We start from the raw sequence: 15,005 nt of genomic DNA on the forward strand, positions 1-15,005 counted from the left end.
CCTGCATAACGCAGGAGTTTTTCTTAACTGAATCGTGTATCTTTTATCACTTCCTTATAATTTGAGAACATGACCAATGTCAAACTTGGATGAACTGCTTCAACAACAGGAAATCCTGCAACAGGAAATCGATGCTGCCCGCAAACTGGAAAAGCGCAGTAAGATCAAAGAGTTAAGAGCTTCACTAGAGAAATATGCACTTACCGCTGAAGATGTTTTCCCACAGTTGAAACCGAAAACACCGGTTAAACCACCTCTCCCACCTAAATATCGTGATCCTAATTCGGTCAAAACTTGGAGTGGAGCCGGTCGTGCACCTTGGTGGATGAAAGGTCGCAACTATGATGATTTCCTGATTGCACCATCATCTGAATGTCAAAGTTCTGAGGATCATAACCATTCATGATGGAATGAACCCAACACCCAACACCTGCGCAGACAGACTTATGCTCTTCATGCGCAGTGCCCACTGTTGTAACCAAGATATTTCGTGCTGTCTGCGATATCCGCTCTTAAATCGATTGTTGGTGTAACGACGAGGTCCCTTGCCAGTTAACACAGTCGATCGAAAAGCATGCACAGTATTTGACTACTTTCAACGCATACCGTACTATTGTACGGTACCTGAGGGTTGCGAGAAGCACGACACCGTCTCGTATATAACAAGCGCAGCTGACTGATATGTTGAACAAAGACACCGAGGAACCATCTATGATTGACCATCTGTATCGAGCAAAAGAAAAACAAATGGCTTACGTCCTACATTACGATTTTGGTTACACAAAGTCATCAATTGCCACCCTGATGAAAATCAGTCCACAACAGATGGGACTGTGGGTCAAGGAGGTTCGCTACGAAGTGCAAATCCATCAGCTTAATCAAGAACTAGACCGCATCAAACAGAATTGATTTGTCTAGGTTATCAACCTCAAAAGGCTTTAGTTTACAGGGATATTGAGTCATATCTAGTCTAGGATAATCTGAACTGTTATCGGAGGATTTATGTCCAAAAAAGAATATGTAAACACCTATCTGGATGCAGCTGCAGCTACAATCAAATCGCCAAACGGTACTGCACGCCTGCTTGCAGGCTTTAGGACTCTCAAAAGTGGGGCAGATGCAGGTGTTACCACTACTCAGATGCGCGCAATGTTTCCAGACCTTCGTAAATATTCAGATGTAAAAATTGAAGCATTCATCGAAGTTGCTTCAGATTTAGTTAAAGGTGCGACTATTGTCTCAAGCGCAATATTTGAGGAGTCTACCGGCAGGGTAGAAGACCAGTCAAATAGCACGTAAAAGTAGGAGTGTTCTTACACCATCTATTCCATCGCGCCTAATAAGACTTCGACCTCAGATTTGAGGTCGAAGATTAATCCCCCACCACAACAAAAGAAAAGCCTTAGCAGTAATCTATATTCACGACCAATGATCCAACCCATGTTGCGCTCATCTTTAACAAGACAAATCCCCGTATAAATCATACTCTTAACATCAACCCTTCCCTTGCCGCTGTTCCAATATCAACTGCCTTTCTTCCGCAGTAAGTACCAACTCAGGCTCCAATGTCTCTTCGGGATCATCAATGATGTCAGCAGTGATTGTGTACAGCCTCACTGAAGCACTATTACCATTCTTACCCATTACTGAAGAGATGCGATGACTTCTTTTGAATTGATCAGAAGCACGCAGTAATACCTTTTTCTCACACAGTTGTTCACATACTTCATCCAAATCATTGCCCTTGAATATCTCTTCAAAGGTCTCGGGCTTCAAAAGATAAGTGTTGTATTCATTGCTATGACGCTTTAATTGATAGTAACCCTTGCAATTTGATCTAGGTTTCGTATCTGTAGCCGCTTGATACAAATGTAAGTTATTGACAATCTCATCCTTGAGGATCGCAACATAATCCCGCTTTTGCGCTTGTTGCTGAATTAACTTGTCATGATGTGCCTTCATACTGGCAAGCCAAATATCCCGCACATGGCACACTGAAGACAACACCTGCGCTTGAGTCATGGGAAGGATATTGAATTGAACGGCTAACCGACCTGCTAAAGCAAACAAAGCGAAGTGGTGCATGACCCGAACTTCAGCCTGTGAAAGATCAGGAGGACACACCAATGAAAACATCTCCTCTTTTTCTTGATTGATGCGCTCACGCAAACTGTCATAGTCATTTGCCCAATTCAATAATTGTTGCATGAAATCACGGGCAGCATGTCCATAATGATTACTGCAATGTCCCTTCAATTGTGTTGCCAGTCTTTCACCTTCAATATCATCCAAACCCGTGAAGATTTGACCATCAATGTGAATGTCAAGAAACCGAATCAAGCGACCTAATGTTGCCTCTTCTTTAGTCTTGGCAATCTTTTCAAGACCAGATTGTTCACCTGAACTTAACCCGGGAAATACCCAAGACTTTTGTTCTCGAAGTGCGCCAGTTGATTTGCCCCGTGCCTTATTGATACCTCCGCACAACGCATAAATAGCATTGGGAAAATCCTTGTCATCACATTTATGGATTTCATCCAATAACCCAATTGAACCATTGTATAAAGCTGCCATGCCTTCTAAGCCAACTGGTGTGGCATTCCACTGACTAATCAAAGACTTCTGAGATGAGTTTCTAGGATCAGAACCATTCCCAAACACGGATGCTGCCAACTGCAACAACAATGTTTTACCCCGTGAACTTAATCCATAAAAGTGGGTGAAGATGGTTCCTAAATCAACAAAGGGAAACAATAATGATGAGAATGGAACAATCAATGCAAAAGCTGGGATTGGATATTGAACCGCATGACTAGCAATATCATTCTTCCATACCGTATAACTGCCATTAACATCTAAAGGTAAATCATCAGCACGTTGGTCATAAACAACTAATTTCTTACCATCCTTATTATAAAGACCATCAGGCAATACAAAGCTATTAAATGCCTTTGAATAGCCCGTATAACTCACATAAGGAACAAAGTTGTCAGATTTAGTGAGCAAGATATACCGCTGTAACTTATGAATAACCTGTGAATCAGGTTCCATATAGAACCCTCTTTTCACCATTTCATTCACTCCATTGCCATTTCTGAGACTTGAATTACTCAAATAAATAGCACAATCAACACCCATGTCATTCTTGAATTTAATCAACTTCCCAAAGTTATTTTGCTTCTCATCATGCACTGTTGCGACCAATACAAATAACCCGACATGAGGTGTACCGCTAGTCAGGGTGGTCGAGTTGTCATAGGCACTAAGACTGTAACCAATAAGTGGAACATCCTTCTTCACCTCTGCTTGCAGAGGAAACGTCCTAAAGGTTCGACTCTTCCACCGGAACGACATCTCATCAAAGTCTTGTTGAGTCAGGAATTTCATCAATGCTCACCTCAAAAAAGGAACGGCTACAACAGCTACAACGGTAACAGATTCATTAACCCTTGAAAAGACAGGACAAACTGCCCAAAAGTTGTAGCTGTCTTGTAGCTGTTGTCACTGGATCAACTGTAACCCATTCATTAAGTCACTCTCGCAATACCAACCAAACCCGAGACAATCAAAAGTTATTAGCCCTTGAATAACCGATGCGATTAAATAATCACAAACCAGAAACTAATGACCCAATAAAATAACTGATGATGCTGTAATAGAAAACCCACCCTCAACAATTCATTCTGAACTTATTCAAATAACCTGAAAGCCCTATTGAAACCAACAATCAGGAATAAAATAATCAGAAGACAAATCAACCGTTTAATCCAAAACAAGCCGTTTAACCAACCTCAGACTCTCCCACTGGAACGAAACAAAATCTCATCGAAATTCAAATGCTCACCTCAAAACAGAACCAGTTGTCAGCCCTTGAACTTGAAACAATCAAAACCCAAACCTAACGATAACGTAAAGTTCAGATTAAGAATTCAGTCAACATCAACCCTGAAACCCACTCACAGCCGCAACACAACAAGAAACACCAGCCAAACCAACCAACCCAACCAGCTAGTCAAAATGCCATTGAGACCATTCAGAACCACCCTTAAAGGCTCTTCCAACCCTAAGCAATGCGATGACACTGGAAAAACCAACCCAAACCGTTCAGACTCACCCAAGCAATCAGACTCAACCACCAATCCACCCGAAGCTCCACTCAACACAGGAACAACCGATGTCCGATCCATGCGTCCCTGAACACAGTCATTATCAAGGGGGATAACTCCCCTAGGCGACCCTGTGGGGACGGGAATTAAAGAGGGGGCTTTCTACAATCCGCGTCCACAGGACAACACAACGGGTGGAAACCCCCAATGCAGTTGCAATAGCTTGAAAGGTCATCCCATCGGCTCGCATCTGCCGAGCTTGTTCCCGCTTCTCTCGATTACTCTCTCGCACACCATCTTTGGTGTAATGATCCTGATAACGACCTTCCTTCATCCGGTCACGTGGTGGACGTGCTTTGTCCCGCTCCTTTCTACGCTGTGCCCGCAAATCCTCCGGGATGATTGCCCGCAGCTCTGACTGCAACTCAGCAGGGATGATCTCTTGTATCCATTCAAAGAGAGTTGAACGCCGGAAGCGATAACGTGGATCAACTTCAATACCATTGAATATGATCTTTTCACCACGCATTGATGCTTCAGCGCGTTCAATTATTGGAAGCATCTTGCTTGGAACATTTTCATTCAGTAGTCCCGGTGTATAGCGTCGTGCAATTTTAAGCATTTCACTTTTGACACGAGCTGCTGGCACAAACCACGATAATGAAAGCAAGGTTAAGAATAGCCAGATGTCCCGACGACCTTCTGGAATACCACCACTGGGTAAATAATAATCCCCAATCTTCATTAAATCTTGGTGTACCAAAGACCACCACTGATAGATGCTGCCGTACTTTTTACGTCCGTTGGGTTTTGCACTGAAACTGTGCACTTGTGCTGACCTTGGTTTTTGGGAAGGCACCCATTCTGGTCGTTTTCCCAATACAGCATCAGACAATTGATGCAGTGTCCAACGTTTCCCGGTCAGTTTTTTCCCAGTGACTTGAACTCCGTTTTTGCTGTTGATCGTTCCGCACAGCCGCAATACCCGAGTGCAATCCTTGACAACCGGATCAGCTCCAACCGGCAAGAGTGCTTCAACCAATTTGTTCTGCACCATTTGCCAGACAGGCAGAGCTTTGGCTGGTACTGGTTTGATCAACCAATACAGGTGCATTCCTCGCCCGCTGTAGATCACAAAGGAAGGTTCAGGCAGCTCCATTTCAGCAAGCCGCTGTAATGGTTTGTCAATATCGACATTGCCATCAATATCGACATAACAGGCTCGCAACGATTTCAACTGGTTGGTTACACGCCAGCGATAGAACTCATTGACAGTGAGATAACGATCTTGTTGACCTTGTTGGTCGGCGAGAAACTCCGGTAGGTTCGGTGAGTCAGAACGAAGTGTTTTCCAACCACCACTCGGCTTGTGCTGTTCCCAGAACACGGTGACACCATACGCACGGGGCGGGTGCAGCAAATCGAAGTGCTCTTGTGCGGTGAGCAGCTGTGCCGGGAACGACTCTTCCTGCGCTTCAGAAACGCATTCAGTGTTGAGGAAGTCGTTGGTTTTCAGTGTGTTTGTTATGCCAAGTGCCATGTGGGCTTCCTTGACGCAATCAACTGAGGCTCTTGTTACTTGGTGCAGTTCGTGTAAACTTGAGCCTTGGTTAACGCCGTTTTTCTGTGTGTTTGTGCTTTTACAGTGTCAGTGCGGCGTTGATTGCGTACAGTGAAGGCAAAACCAAAAACTTGTTCAGGGTCAGTTGGTTTAGCCGAAAATGATTGTTAAAAAGCCGATTCTATTGTTGAATCGGCTTTTTTTCGTGTGTAACTACTATTGAATAGCATTATACTATTACTTTAATAAGATAATTTTTGTGAATGCAACCATTTTATCACTACCTTGACATGATTCTTCCAATCCAACACTCTGCCCATCAACACACATCTCTACTGATCCAATAGTTACTCTCACTTTTCTACCTTTGAATTTAGACATGTCACTTTCGTCAAATTTCTCACATAAAGGCGCAGCACACAAGGCATTATGTTCTCTACCCTTGGCATCCACAATCGTTAATCCACAACGATCTCCGCATATGTATTCCGATATGACGCCTTCAATAACTTGATCTTTTGCATTAGCTGCGGTGAAAAATAACACGCTCAAAAAAGCCAACAGTACATAAAGGGTCTTTTTCATAATTCTATTCTCAGACGCTGTGCAATCAGCAAGATTACTTAAACCGATATGTTGCAACTAAAATTCTTCCCATAAACAGGAATAACTTTTGCTGCATTACTCTTCGGGAACTTTATCGACTTTCCACCGAACTTAACGATAGCATTTCCCTTGCGCAGATTTTCCAGCAGTGATAGGAAGTTGTTTTCTCCAACACGACTATCAGCACTAAATGGTCCATCGTAAGAAACACCATTTACATCAATAGTAAAGTTCTGAATATCGTTGTCGTTGCTCAATTGAATGAGAGAAACACTCGATTGAGAGTCTGCGCTTCCGTCCTCCGTGGGGCATCCGATGTAAAGGCGAAAACCATCTTGGTCAATAAAATATTCTAGGTTTCCCTGCCCGAAGCCTTCCGTCCATCGACCTTGAGCTGCCAACACATTGGCACAAGCAGTAACAATAATAAAGCTAATGAATATGTTTTTGATTGTTGAGGAACCGATAGAATCTTCAATTTTTTCAAATACACCTTGTTTTTTCATTATTTTCTCTTTATTTAATAAGACTTAGACTTCAAATTTGGAGCTAAAGCCAACCTTAAAACTAAGGTTAGCTTATAGTCGCTTCATGAGAATCATGTCAAGTGCTTTTTACTTGCCTTATGGACTTTAACTTTTTTCTTCTTGCGCTCAATTTACCACATGTTTCCAACAAGGTATATGATGGTCGCCCCTCGCCGAACAACACCGTATCGTTGCCAAAGTAGACCAATTGATGACCTTGGTGGATCAATTAGAAACCCAGCTCACTTCATCCCGAACCACTGCCAACCAACTATTGTAAACAATCTTTGCCGAACTGATTACAAAAAGCGCATTATGCACACGTTAAATGACTGCTTCGGTAATTGTGTACGACTCACTGATGAGCGACTGCTACACATCCGCGAACATCCTGAAATGGATGACATGAACACCGAGATTGAAAGTGTATTGCAGAATCCTCAATTAGTGCGACTCTCACGCTCTGATAAATCAGTACGATTATTTTATAGGTTTTATGCACAAACAATTGTGGGAAGTAAATGGTTGTGTGTTGTAGTTAAATACACAGACATTGATGCGTTTATTATTACCGCTTATTTAACCGACAAGCCCAAAGCGGGAGAGGAGTTATGGCTAATAAAATAAAGGTCTGGTTTGATGCAGAAGCTGATTTCCTTGAAGTCCGCTTTTCAGATGCGGCTGGCTATGAAAAAGAAACTAACCATGATGCTGTCATGGAACGTGTAGATGAAACCGGCAATGTCATTGGTTTCAGTATTATGGGTGTCAGCCGCTTTAGAGAAAACAACCCATTAGTCGCTGAGTTAGTCACCGCATAGTTAGTCACCCTCCGCTAATTGTTGCCCTGCCTTAATAAGTCGATTGAGATGACTCATAAACGACCTTGGTAAAGGTTCACCAACTTCTAATTGAATAGCATCGGTAATCTGTGCCCGTGTTAAACCCTCGCAGCGCAGCTTCCATGCCATCAGCTTGATATTGTCGTGGTACTTCACACCACTCTTCTTAACCTGTTGCTTAGACGCACTTAGATCAAAATCATTAACGGAATCAACATGGTTATCTGTGGTAACAACAGGCTCAAATAAATTATCAGGTAATTTATTATGGTTGTTATCAGATAATTTATTGATCACTTCATAAATTGCTGTTCCTAGATTAGGATCAATGGCTTGCAGACAATTCGCTACTTCCGGTGATACCCAGACAGTGACACGCTTCCAACCCTCTTCTTTTCGCCGATCACGCAAGCGTTGTTGCTGAATACGGTTATTGGTTTGTTGTCTATTGGTCATGTTTGAATCGCTCAGAATGGGTGAAATTGAGAATGTTCTTAATGGTCTGACGATGCCAATTCTTGCCTCGGGGCTTGTATCCTTGGGCAGTTAAAACATCCGCAATCTTCTGTAATGATTGTCCGGTTTCCCGAAGTGTTTTAATCAATACAATAATCTTTTGTTCAATCTCATCAATCACCAATTCTTTAGGATTCATTGGATGCAACTTGTATCCATAAGGCACTCCACCGGTGCGTTCACCTCGTGCTTTCTTTGAACTCAATGCCGCTGTAGTCCGTGCTTTAACCAAGAGAATTTCATACTCAGCAAAGGCATCAACAATCCGTCTCATCAAGCGGTTGGTCGGGTCATCACCTTCAGTCCCTTCACCCGCAACACTGATGATCCTTGCTCCCCGCTTCTCAACCAGCCGTTCAATCATCGCTATCAAAACGGGATCACCACGACACAGACGATCCCTTCGGGCAACTAGCAACACATCGCCGTTCTGCAATGAATCAATTGCTGCTAATAACCCGGGACGCTTATGAAGGGACACATTCCCACTGATTCCTTCATCACTAAATACCGCATCAATCTTGTCAGTAAAGGCACGACATTGATCTAACTGGGCATCAATACCGAACTCCTGCCACCCGGTCGAAGTTCGTAGATATGCAATTGTTTTTGTTGGCATTGTACAATTATCTGATAATTTAATGTGTTACATGATAAGAATTATCTGGTAATTTATCAAACGATCTTTAACTAACACAAGTTATCAATGATGATGAATAACAATGATGGCTATTCGATGAGGTGAATGAGGATGCGTTAAGCGGGATTGAGAAAAGGGTGATGTCGAAGTACGCCCGTGCGTTGACCCACAGAACACTGCTGAGACAAGCGAAAGAGCGATGAAGTGCGACCGAGCATCTGTGATCCATGAATTTATGAATCACTGCATCTGTGTCATCCAAGCCGGTCATCCCTGATCGGCACTGCCCAAACCGACCTTTCCCAGGTTTCCCTGGCTTGATTGGGCTGGGCTGCATTTTTCCGGGCAAACCCAACGGGTAGAGGGCAAGTGGGAATGCTCAATGCCAAACCTGCCAAGGGAACCTTGGAAAGTCTTTTTACAATCAATGGTTACAGTTAGTGGTGTTTTTCACTGCATCTAACACAGCTCACCGTTGATATAGATATAAGAGTCAGTAAGGTTCTCGCTTCTCCTCCAACCGTTGTGATTAGGTTTAACTCTTTTTACTACAACTTAATACGAGTCAAAGTTATTGGCTCAACATTTACAACTCATGATATTCATGCGGTGGAGATATTCATATTATTTAACTAAGGAATACCAATATGAAGTTTCATTATGATCTGCAAGAGGTCAAAAAGACCCTGCAACTGATGTGTTCTGGAAACACTTTTGAAATTCGTGCATTAAAAGCTCAATTAGATGGGCAACGTTACCCTGGCATTGTCTCTGGCTTCTTTAATGATCCTGATCTGGCAGTCAAAGAATTAACACGGATCACCGCAGCAAGTGGTATTTACTACACACTCAACCCAGTTAATCCAGCATTACGTGCCCGCGCAAATAACCGGTTACGCATGGCAAATGCAAATGAGGCTACGAGTGATAAAGACATTACAGCACAGATAACACTCTTAATTGACATTGATCCGGTACGGCTTAGTGGAACATCTGCCACTGATGAGCAGAAACTGGCAGCACAAGGTGTAGCTAACGAAATCTGGAAAGAGTTAGTTAAAACGCATGGCTTTCCCGAACCTATCAGTGCTGATTCAGGTAATGGTTATCATCTAATCTATCGGTTGGCAGAATCTACTAATGATAGCACCTTGATTAAAGACACATTAAAGGTGCTTGCCGAGCAGTTTGATACCGATATAGTCAAGGTTGACCCAACGGTTTATAACCCGAGTCGCATCTCCAAACTTTACGGCACAACAGCATGTAAAGGTGATGAAATTCCTGAAATGGGAATTATCCATCGTCAAGCTAAGTTATTAGCGGTTCCCGATTCGATCATTCCATTGGAACTTGCCAAACTTCAAGCCTTTGTCAATTCAGCAACACCCAGTCAGAACTCGGTACTCACACCAGTACAGACATCGGTATCAACACCGATTAAAGCTAAAGATGGACAAAATTGGTTAGATCAATGGTTGACGAATTACTTTCCTGAAGCTGGTGAAGCTGAACAATGGCTCAGTACACCAGGAGCACGGATTTGGAAGATTGATTGTCCTTGGAAACAGCACATGGTCAGAAAGCATCAATCGTGCAACTTGCTAATGGTGCAATCTCTGCGCAGTGTTTCAGTGCCTCTTGTCATCATCATAACTGGCATTCATTGCGTGATCTTAAAGAACCCGATTGGCAGAATAAGATGCGTGATGTTCAAGAGCCTTGGTCAGACCCGCAACCTTTACCTCGTCAAGGTATTGCTCCACTCGATCCAATACTGATTCCCGAACCATTACGTGGTTTTCTAATGGATATATCCATGCGGATGCAAGTTCCAGTTGATTTCCCGACAGTATCAATACTAACTGTTATTGGCTCTTTAATCGGTCATAAAGTAGTCGCTTTTCCTAGACAGTATGATAACACTTGGGTCGTACCCGCTAATGTGTGGGGATTATTAGTTGGTCCACCCGGAGTTAAGAAAACTCCAGCTTTAATGTCTACTTTAGGTTATTTACAAAAGTCACAAAAAGATGCTAATGAGCAACATAAACAGGATATGCAACAGTTCGCTGCGGATGAGAATGTCCATAAAATCAAGATCAAAGCTGCAGAAAAAGTATTAGAGAAAGCTATTAATTCATCAATAACTACCAATTCAGCAACAAAGCCGACTAACAACAATGCTAGTTCGGTGGCAGCAGCTCAACAGGCATAGATGCTTTGTATCATAAAGCACCTAAAAAAGCCCCTTGGAAAAAGTATTATACGCAAGACACAACAATTGAAATGCTTCAGGTGATTCTTCAAGACAACCCGAATGGCACGTTAGTTTTGAGGGATGAAGTGGTTTCGTTAATCAGTTCTTTTGAAAAGAAAGGACATGAAAGTGATCGGGGTTTTTATCTCGAAGGTTGGAACGGGACAAACGCTTATACTGTTGAGCGTTTGAGTCGTGAATCAGTTGTTATTGATCAAGTGTGTCTGTCGCTTATTGGTACGACACAACCTGGTGCGTTTTCAAAGTACATCCGTGGCAGTCTTAATAATGGACATGAAGCAGATGGTTTAGTGCCAAGGTTTCAATTGATGGTTTGTCCAAAGATTGATCGTTATGTCCAACATGATGTCAAACCGAATGAAACGTCCAGAAACAGGTTAATGATTTATTGGAAAAGATTGATCACTTTCAACCGAATTACTTCTCTGATTTACGCAAAAAAGATAATTACATTGGTTATGGATTTTCATTAGAAGCACAAACTTATTTCAATACTTGGGAAGTTGAGTTACAAAATCGTCTCCGTGATCGTAGTTTACCTCACGACGCATTGGGAAATCACTTAGCTAAATATGGCTCGTTAATGGCTAAGTTAGCACTGTACTTTCACATTATTGATTTAGCCAGCGGATATTTAGGTTATTCAAATCAAAACTTTATTCAGACAGAAAATGTATTACGGGAATTGCTTGGTGTGAATATCTCGAAACTCACGCATTCGCAGTGTACGGAGTGGAAAAAAATGGTGTCTTAACAGACACCATTGAAAAGTTATTAGAAAAGATGAAAAGTGGTGCGCTCAATAATTCATTTATCATCTGGGAAATGATAACTAAAGGCTGGAGCGGACTAAAAGATACTGATGAAGTCAAGAAAGCTATTGAAGTGTTAGAACAACATGGCTGGGTGCGCGTACAGCACAACTCAGACACTAAGGGTCGTCCTTCAGAAACCATTCAAATTCATCCACGTATTAGTGACTTTAATGTTTTTGAAACTAAAAATGCTTATCCAACATTCTGGCTCGACGCATTAAATCAACATCTTAATCCAGTTAAACCAGAAGAATCGATAGTTTAGATTCAGATGATTGTGGATTTGATATTGAAAGTTTTACAAAAGATTTTAATAAAGAAGTCTTAGATATTATTTAATCATTCACAAAATAGTTTGATCCCACTACCCGCCTCCCTCTCAGCAGGGAGGCTTTTTTTTACCCTCACCCGCAAACCATGCCTGGGAAACCTAGGAAAGGGTTGCTTGCCCTTACCCTACCCCCCCCCCGCCTTTGAAAACTAATTATGGTAACAATCAATCTATTCAATTCTGATTGATTATCTCTGTATATGTTCTGAGCATATGAAATGGGTTTTCAAATAATTGATATAGATATTATAAATTAAGGACGATGTTTAATAATGTGTTTACATTCTCCACTTCCTTAAACTTTTCTTGCGCTGTGCCTCCGCCATGAATGCTCACGCATTTGTGTCAGCCAAGATATCCCTGATCAAATCGGTGTTCCTTCACGGGAATGCCGATTTGATTGTCTCTTTTTATGGAGTCAATTATGTCGAGCCAAGAAATGGCTATCGTCATTGATGATGAGTCAACTAATCTAGCAATAAATCCGCTAGATACTCCCACAACGGTATTCAAAAACGACCTGGCGCGAAGAAGTGAGAACAGACAACTGTTACTGAATTGGATTCGGTCATCTTTGAAAGAAGGTATCGATTACGGTTCTATTCCAACCAAACGTGGACCTTCAAAGCCCAGTTTATTCAAACCCGGTGCTGAGAAGATTTGCGGGATGTTAGGAATAACAGTTCACTTTCCTTCACTGAAGGAAACAGAACAAGCCTTTTTACAAGGTTTGATACCTGAATATGTGATGGTGCGTTGTGAGTTGAAAAACATTCACGGACAAACCCTCGCTGATGGAGTTGGAGCCCGTAGTCTTAAACAAGATTATGGTGACATTAATAAGTTCAAGATGGCTGAGAAATCGGCCATATTGATTCCGTATTAAGATTAGGCGGGTCTCTGAAGTCTTTACACAAGACCTTGAAGATATGAAAAACCTGAGAACGATGAATGAGAATAAACCCTCAACTTCATCTTCAACTTGTATTACAGAAGCGCAACATCGTGAATTATCCAATCAACTTACTAAGTTGAATCTGGAAAGAACGATTCATTGCCTACTGCAATAAGATTGCATCAGCAAAATCATTAGGATCAATACGATCCTTGAATGAACTGCCTGTTGCATTGTTTGACTTCGTTATGAAGAAACTGCCAGAACTTTCTGCCGCAGCTTAATCAACTTTGGAGAACATCATGGAACATGTTTTAGATAAACGTGTATTTAATATCGCTTACGGAAAAAAGTATCTGTCCTCCTCCGACCATTCTGATAAAAAAGTTTGGATCGCTGTTGAACGACTCACTATTGAGGAATCCAAATATGGAGAACGAATCTCAATTCGTCTCGACGCAATACCTACTGATCCGGCATTTACCGGGCTGTTAAGTGTATTCCCCCATGAACCTCGCAATGTTTCATCCCCCAGTACCACTGAAGATGACATCCCGTTTTAATGAGGAGAACAACATGAGTATTACCCTATACCAGATTGCCGATGATTATCGTGACATTCTGTCATTGATGGAATCTGATTATGATGATCCAGAACTGCGCCAATTGGTGCAAGACACACTGGATCAATTGCAACTGGATGACCAGTTCACGGACAAGGCATTAGCAGTGGCTTGTTATACCCGTGAATTAGAACTGGAAGCTGAAGCTGTTAAAGCAACAGAGAACTTATTCGTCGCCGCAAACAACTTGAATCACGTTCTGAGTTCCTGCGGAATTATCTGATAACTCAACTCCAGAAAGTCAACAAGACTGAACTGAAGAGTAATCAGATCGTTGTCCGGCTTCGTAAGACACCCGCTCGAATCATTGTGGACGATGAATGATACCTGATTTCAAGGAAGTTGAGACCTTGACCCATATTCGTAAGAATTGGATGCAGGAACAACTTCGTTTAGGAGTTGATTCCATTCCCGGAGTTCACCTTGAAACTGGTGAGTTTAACCTTGCGTTAATTCATTACTGGTTTTAACCCACTGAGGGCTGGCATTTCGTCAGCCTTTTTTATATCTCTCAATTGATGATGCGAATTGCATCAGGAGTTGTTATGCCTGAAATAACTGCAACACAACCAACCTATTGGTTCCCTTCATATATCGACTACATTGATTATGAAGAAATCCAACGGCTCTATTGCGATGATGATGAATCATTACCCACTGATATGAATCCATCGGCAATACCTGCTGAATGGAGTCAATTCAATGATGATGACATTCCCTTTTAACCCTTTTAGGATCAAAAACATGCGTCACTTATATCAATTCGATTTAATCGAACCTCGTGATACGACATTAACCCTTGGTGAAGATGCCACTGGCACAATCACCATGATCTTGATGGATGAACATCGTCATTGTACTCAATTCATTTTGAGCAATGATGAATTCAATCATCTCTGCGACCTGCGTTATAAACTGGAACTTGATTCCCCAATCAGATTCCAACATTTACGCCGATTAACAACGGTGTAATCCATGGCAATCACATTCAAGTTCCCACTGGGTGAAATTGTCATTACTGATGGAGCACATTCCGCATTACAAGAATGTGCAATATCTCCACTCTTCCTATTGTTTCGGCATCGCCAAGGCAATTGGGGAGAGATCAGCAGCGAAGATCAACAGGAAAATGATCGTGCTGTAGTGGAAGGAAACAGAGTGCTGTCAGTCTATCCATTACAGGATGACTTGCGCATCTGGATCATTACGGAAGCGGATCGAACTGTTACCACTCTTCTCTTACCTGAAGAGTATTAACCCCC

The 15,005-nt window shown here is 42.1% G+C and carries 21 protein-coding genes and 2 pseudogenes; 17 read left to right on the top strand and 6 right to left on the bottom strand.

The window, feature by feature from the left end; genetic code table 11:
• The first annotated feature begins 76 nt into the window (after positions 1-76).
• The 3 genes from CXB77_RS05290 (at position 77) to CXB77_RS05300 (ending at position 1,299) form a co-directional block, all read left to right on the top strand.
• A complete protein-coding gene (locus CXB77_RS05290; protein WP_105073084.1) occupies positions 77-406 on the top strand; it encodes an H-NS family nucleoid-associated regulatory protein in 330 nt (109 codons plus the stop codon).
• A 275-nt stretch (positions 407-681) separates the two neighbouring features.
• Complete coding sequence (locus CXB77_RS05295) at positions 682-909, top strand: hypothetical protein (RefSeq protein ID WP_242445474.1); 228 nt, start codon at positions 682-684, stop codon at positions 907-909.
• A 93-nt stretch (positions 910-1,002) separates the two neighbouring features.
• Positions 1,003-1,299: a hypothetical protein gene (locus CXB77_RS05300; protein WP_105073085.1), complete on the top strand. Its 297-nt coding sequence runs from the start codon at positions 1,003-1,005 to the stop codon at positions 1,297-1,299.
• A gap of 195 nt (positions 1,300-1,494) precedes the next feature.
• Here CXB77_RS05300 and CXB77_RS05305 read toward each other — a convergent pair whose 3' ends face one another.
• The 4 genes from CXB77_RS05305 to CXB77_RS05320 form a co-directional block, all read right to left on the bottom strand.
• Positions 1,495-3,387, bottom strand: a complete 1,893-nt coding sequence (locus tag CXB77_RS05305) for a DUF927 domain-containing protein (protein ID WP_105073086.1) — start codon at positions 3,385-3,387, stop codon at positions 1,495-1,497.
• An 840-nt stretch (positions 3,388-4,227) separates the two neighbouring features.
• Positions 4,228-5,646 (bottom strand): replication protein, encoded by a 1,419-nt coding sequence (locus CXB77_RS05310; protein ID WP_105073087.1) that lies wholly within the window; start codon positions 5,644-5,646, stop codon positions 4,228-4,230.
• A 258-nt stretch (positions 5,647-5,904) separates the two neighbouring features.
• A complete protein-coding gene (locus CXB77_RS05315; protein ID WP_105073088.1) occupies positions 5,905-6,252 on the bottom strand; it encodes a hypothetical protein in 348 nt (115 codons plus the stop codon).
• Between the two features lie 38 nt (positions 6,253-6,290).
• On the bottom strand, positions 6,291-6,779 hold the full coding sequence (locus tag CXB77_RS05320; RefSeq protein WP_105073089.1) for a hypothetical protein: 489 nt from the start codon (positions 6,777-6,779) through the stop codon (positions 6,291-6,293).
• 336 nt (positions 6,780-7,115) lie between these two features.
• Between CXB77_RS05320 and CXB77_RS05325 the strand changes: the two genes are divergently transcribed.
• Positions 7,116-7,427, top strand: a complete 312-nt coding sequence (locus tag CXB77_RS05325) for a hypothetical protein (protein WP_242445475.1) — start codon at positions 7,116-7,118, stop codon at positions 7,425-7,427.
• Positions 7,412-7,621 (top strand): DUF2283 domain-containing protein, encoded by a 210-nt coding sequence (locus CXB77_RS05330; protein ID WP_105073090.1) that lies wholly within the window; start codon positions 7,412-7,414, stop codon positions 7,619-7,621. The genes CXB77_RS05325 and CXB77_RS05330 overlap by 16 nt, the downstream gene beginning before the upstream one ends.
• Here CXB77_RS05330 and CXB77_RS05335 read toward each other — a convergent pair whose 3' ends face one another.
• Both CXB77_RS05335 and CXB77_RS05340 read right to left on the bottom strand, forming a co-directional pair.
• Positions 7,622-8,098, bottom strand: coding sequence for a hypothetical protein (locus CXB77_RS05335; protein ID WP_105073091.1), 477 nt, complete (start codon positions 8,096-8,098; stop codon positions 7,622-7,624).
• The gene (locus CXB77_RS05340; protein WP_105073092.1) at positions 8,088-8,777 is read right to left on the bottom strand and encodes a recombinase family protein; all 690 of its coding nucleotides are present in this window, start codon (positions 8,775-8,777) and stop codon (positions 8,088-8,090) included. Before CXB77_RS05340 ends, CXB77_RS05335 begins: the two co-directional genes overlap by 11 nt.
• Before the next feature lie 668 nt (positions 8,778-9,445).
• Here CXB77_RS05340 and CXB77_RS05345 point away from each other — a divergent pair.
• The 12 genes and pseudogenes from CXB77_RS05345 (at position 9,446) to CXB77_RS05385 (ending at position 15,000) form a co-directional block, all read left to right on the top strand.
• Positions 9,446-10,579 (top strand): hypothetical protein, encoded by a 1,134-nt coding sequence (locus CXB77_RS05345; protein ID WP_105073093.1) that lies wholly within the window; start codon positions 9,446-9,448, stop codon positions 10,577-10,579.
• 26 nt (positions 10,580-10,605) lie between these two features.
• Positions 10,606-11,016, top strand: a complete 411-nt coding sequence (locus tag CXB77_RS22910; RefSeq protein WP_172452544.1) for a DUF3987 domain-containing protein — start codon at positions 10,606-10,608, stop codon at positions 11,014-11,016.
• A gap of 5 nt (positions 11,017-11,021) precedes the next feature.
• Positions 11,022-11,552 carry a DUF3987 domain-containing protein gene (locus CXB77_RS22915; protein WP_172452545.1) on the top strand — a complete coding sequence of 177 codons (531 nt, stop codon included), beginning with the start codon at positions 11,022-11,024 and terminating at the stop codon, positions 11,550-11,552.
• A pseudogene (locus CXB77_RS24475) lies at positions 11,468-11,644 on the top strand (hypothetical protein); the annotation flags it as partial. The gene CXB77_RS22915 and the pseudogene CXB77_RS24475, both read left to right, overlap by 85 nt.
• An 18-nt stretch (positions 11,645-11,662) precedes the next feature.
• Positions 11,663-11,833 (top strand): hypothetical protein, encoded by a 171-nt coding sequence (locus tag CXB77_RS19575; RefSeq protein ID WP_172452546.1) that lies wholly within the window; start codon positions 11,663-11,665, stop codon positions 11,831-11,833.
• Positions 11,812-12,159: a hypothetical protein gene (locus tag CXB77_RS05360; RefSeq protein ID WP_105073096.1), complete on the top strand. Its 348-nt coding sequence runs from the start codon at positions 11,812-11,814 to the stop codon at positions 12,157-12,159. Before CXB77_RS19575 ends, CXB77_RS05360 begins: the two co-directional genes overlap by 22 nt.
• A 505-nt stretch (positions 12,160-12,664) precedes the next feature.
• A complete protein-coding gene (locus CXB77_RS05365; protein WP_146108708.1) occupies positions 12,665-13,111 on the top strand; it encodes a hypothetical protein in 447 nt (148 codons plus the stop codon).
• A 311-nt stretch (positions 13,112-13,422) separates the two neighbouring features.
• A complete protein-coding gene (locus tag CXB77_RS19095; RefSeq protein ID WP_146108709.1) occupies positions 13,423-13,683 on the top strand; it encodes a hypothetical protein in 261 nt (86 codons plus the stop codon).
• A gap of 67 nt (positions 13,684-13,750) precedes the next feature.
• Positions 13,751-14,067, top strand: a pseudogene (locus tag CXB77_RS05370) (siphovirus Gp157 family protein).
• A 221-nt stretch (positions 14,068-14,288) separates the two neighbouring features.
• Positions 14,289-14,468: a hypothetical protein gene (locus CXB77_RS05375; protein ID WP_146108710.1), complete on the top strand. Its 180-nt coding sequence runs from the start codon at positions 14,289-14,291 to the stop codon at positions 14,466-14,468.
• A gap of 19 nt (positions 14,469-14,487) precedes the next feature.
• On the top strand, positions 14,488-14,715 hold the full coding sequence (locus tag CXB77_RS05380; RefSeq protein WP_105073100.1) for a hypothetical protein: 228 nt from the start codon (positions 14,488-14,490) through the stop codon (positions 14,713-14,715).
• Positions 14,716-14,718: 3 nt separating this feature from the next.
• Entirely contained in the window at positions 14,719-15,000 is a 282-nt protein-coding gene (locus tag CXB77_RS05385) for a hypothetical protein (RefSeq protein ID WP_105073101.1), read from the top strand.
• The last annotated feature ends 5 nt before the right edge of the window (positions 15,001-15,005 follow it).

Origin of the sequence: Chromatium okenii (genome assembly GCF_002958735.1) — a bacterium.
Taxonomy (GTDB): Bacteria; Pseudomonadota; Gammaproteobacteria; order Chromatiales; family Chromatiaceae; genus Chromatium; species Chromatium okenii_A.

Excerpts from the sequence above, each read along its gene's own strand:
- CXB77_RS05305 (WP_105073086.1), bottom strand. The coding sequence starts at position 3,387 with ATGAAATTCCTGACTCAACAAGACTTTGATGAGATGTCGTTCCGGTGG.
- CXB77_RS05310 (WP_105073087.1), bottom strand. The coding sequence starts at position 5,646 with ATGGCACTTGGCATAACAAACACACTGAAAACCAACGACTTCCTCAAC.
- CXB77_RS05365 (WP_146108708.1), top strand. The coding sequence starts at position 12,665 with ATGGCTATCGTCATTGATGATGAGTCAACTAATCTAGCAATAAATCCG.
- CXB77_RS05340 (WP_105073092.1), bottom strand. The coding sequence starts at position 8,777 with ATGCCAACAAAAACAATTGCATATCTACGAACTTCGACCGGGTGGCAG.
- CXB77_RS22910 (WP_172452544.1), top strand. The coding sequence starts at position 10,606 with ATGGATATATCCATGCGGATGCAAGTTCCAGTTGATTTCCCGACAGTA.
- CXB77_RS19095 (WP_146108709.1), top strand. The coding sequence starts at position 13,423 with ATGGAACATGTTTTAGATAAACGTGTATTTAATATCGCTTACGGAAAA.
- CXB77_RS05325 (WP_242445475.1), top strand. The coding sequence starts at position 7,116 with ATGCACACGTTAAATGACTGCTTCGGTAATTGTGTACGACTCACTGAT.
- CXB77_RS19575 (WP_172452546.1), top strand. The coding sequence starts at position 11,663 with ATGGCTAAGTTAGCACTGTACTTTCACATTATTGATTTAGCCAGCGGA.
- CXB77_RS05320 (WP_105073089.1), bottom strand. The coding sequence starts at position 6,779 with ATGAAAAAACAAGGTGTATTTGAAAAAATTGAAGATTCTATCGGTTCC.
- CXB77_RS05385 (WP_105073101.1), top strand. The coding sequence starts at position 14,719 with ATGGCAATCACATTCAAGTTCCCACTGGGTGAAATTGTCATTACTGAT.
- CXB77_RS05335 (WP_105073091.1), bottom strand. The coding sequence starts at position 8,098 with ATGACCAATAGACAACAAACCAATAACCGTATTCAGCAACAACGCTTG.
- CXB77_RS05380 (WP_105073100.1), top strand. The coding sequence starts at position 14,488 with ATGCGTCACTTATATCAATTCGATTTAATCGAACCTCGTGATACGACA.
- CXB77_RS05330 (WP_105073090.1), top strand. The coding sequence starts at position 7,412 with ATGGCTAATAAAATAAAGGTCTGGTTTGATGCAGAAGCTGATTTCCTT.
- CXB77_RS05290 (WP_105073084.1), top strand. The coding sequence starts at position 77 with ATGTCAAACTTGGATGAACTGCTTCAACAACAGGAAATCCTGCAACAG.
- CXB77_RS05300 (WP_105073085.1), top strand. The coding sequence starts at position 1,003 with ATGTCCAAAAAAGAATATGTAAACACCTATCTGGATGCAGCTGCAGCT.
- CXB77_RS05375 (WP_146108710.1), top strand. The coding sequence starts at position 14,289 with ATGCCTGAAATAACTGCAACACAACCAACCTATTGGTTCCCTTCATAT.
- CXB77_RS05295 (WP_242445474.1), top strand. The coding sequence starts at position 682 with ATGTTGAACAAAGACACCGAGGAACCATCTATGATTGACCATCTGTAT.
- CXB77_RS05345 (WP_105073093.1), top strand. The coding sequence starts at position 9,446 with ATGAAGTTTCATTATGATCTGCAAGAGGTCAAAAAGACCCTGCAACTG.
- CXB77_RS05315 (WP_105073088.1), bottom strand. The coding sequence starts at position 6,252 with ATGAAAAAGACCCTTTATGTACTGTTGGCTTTTTTGAGCGTGTTATTT.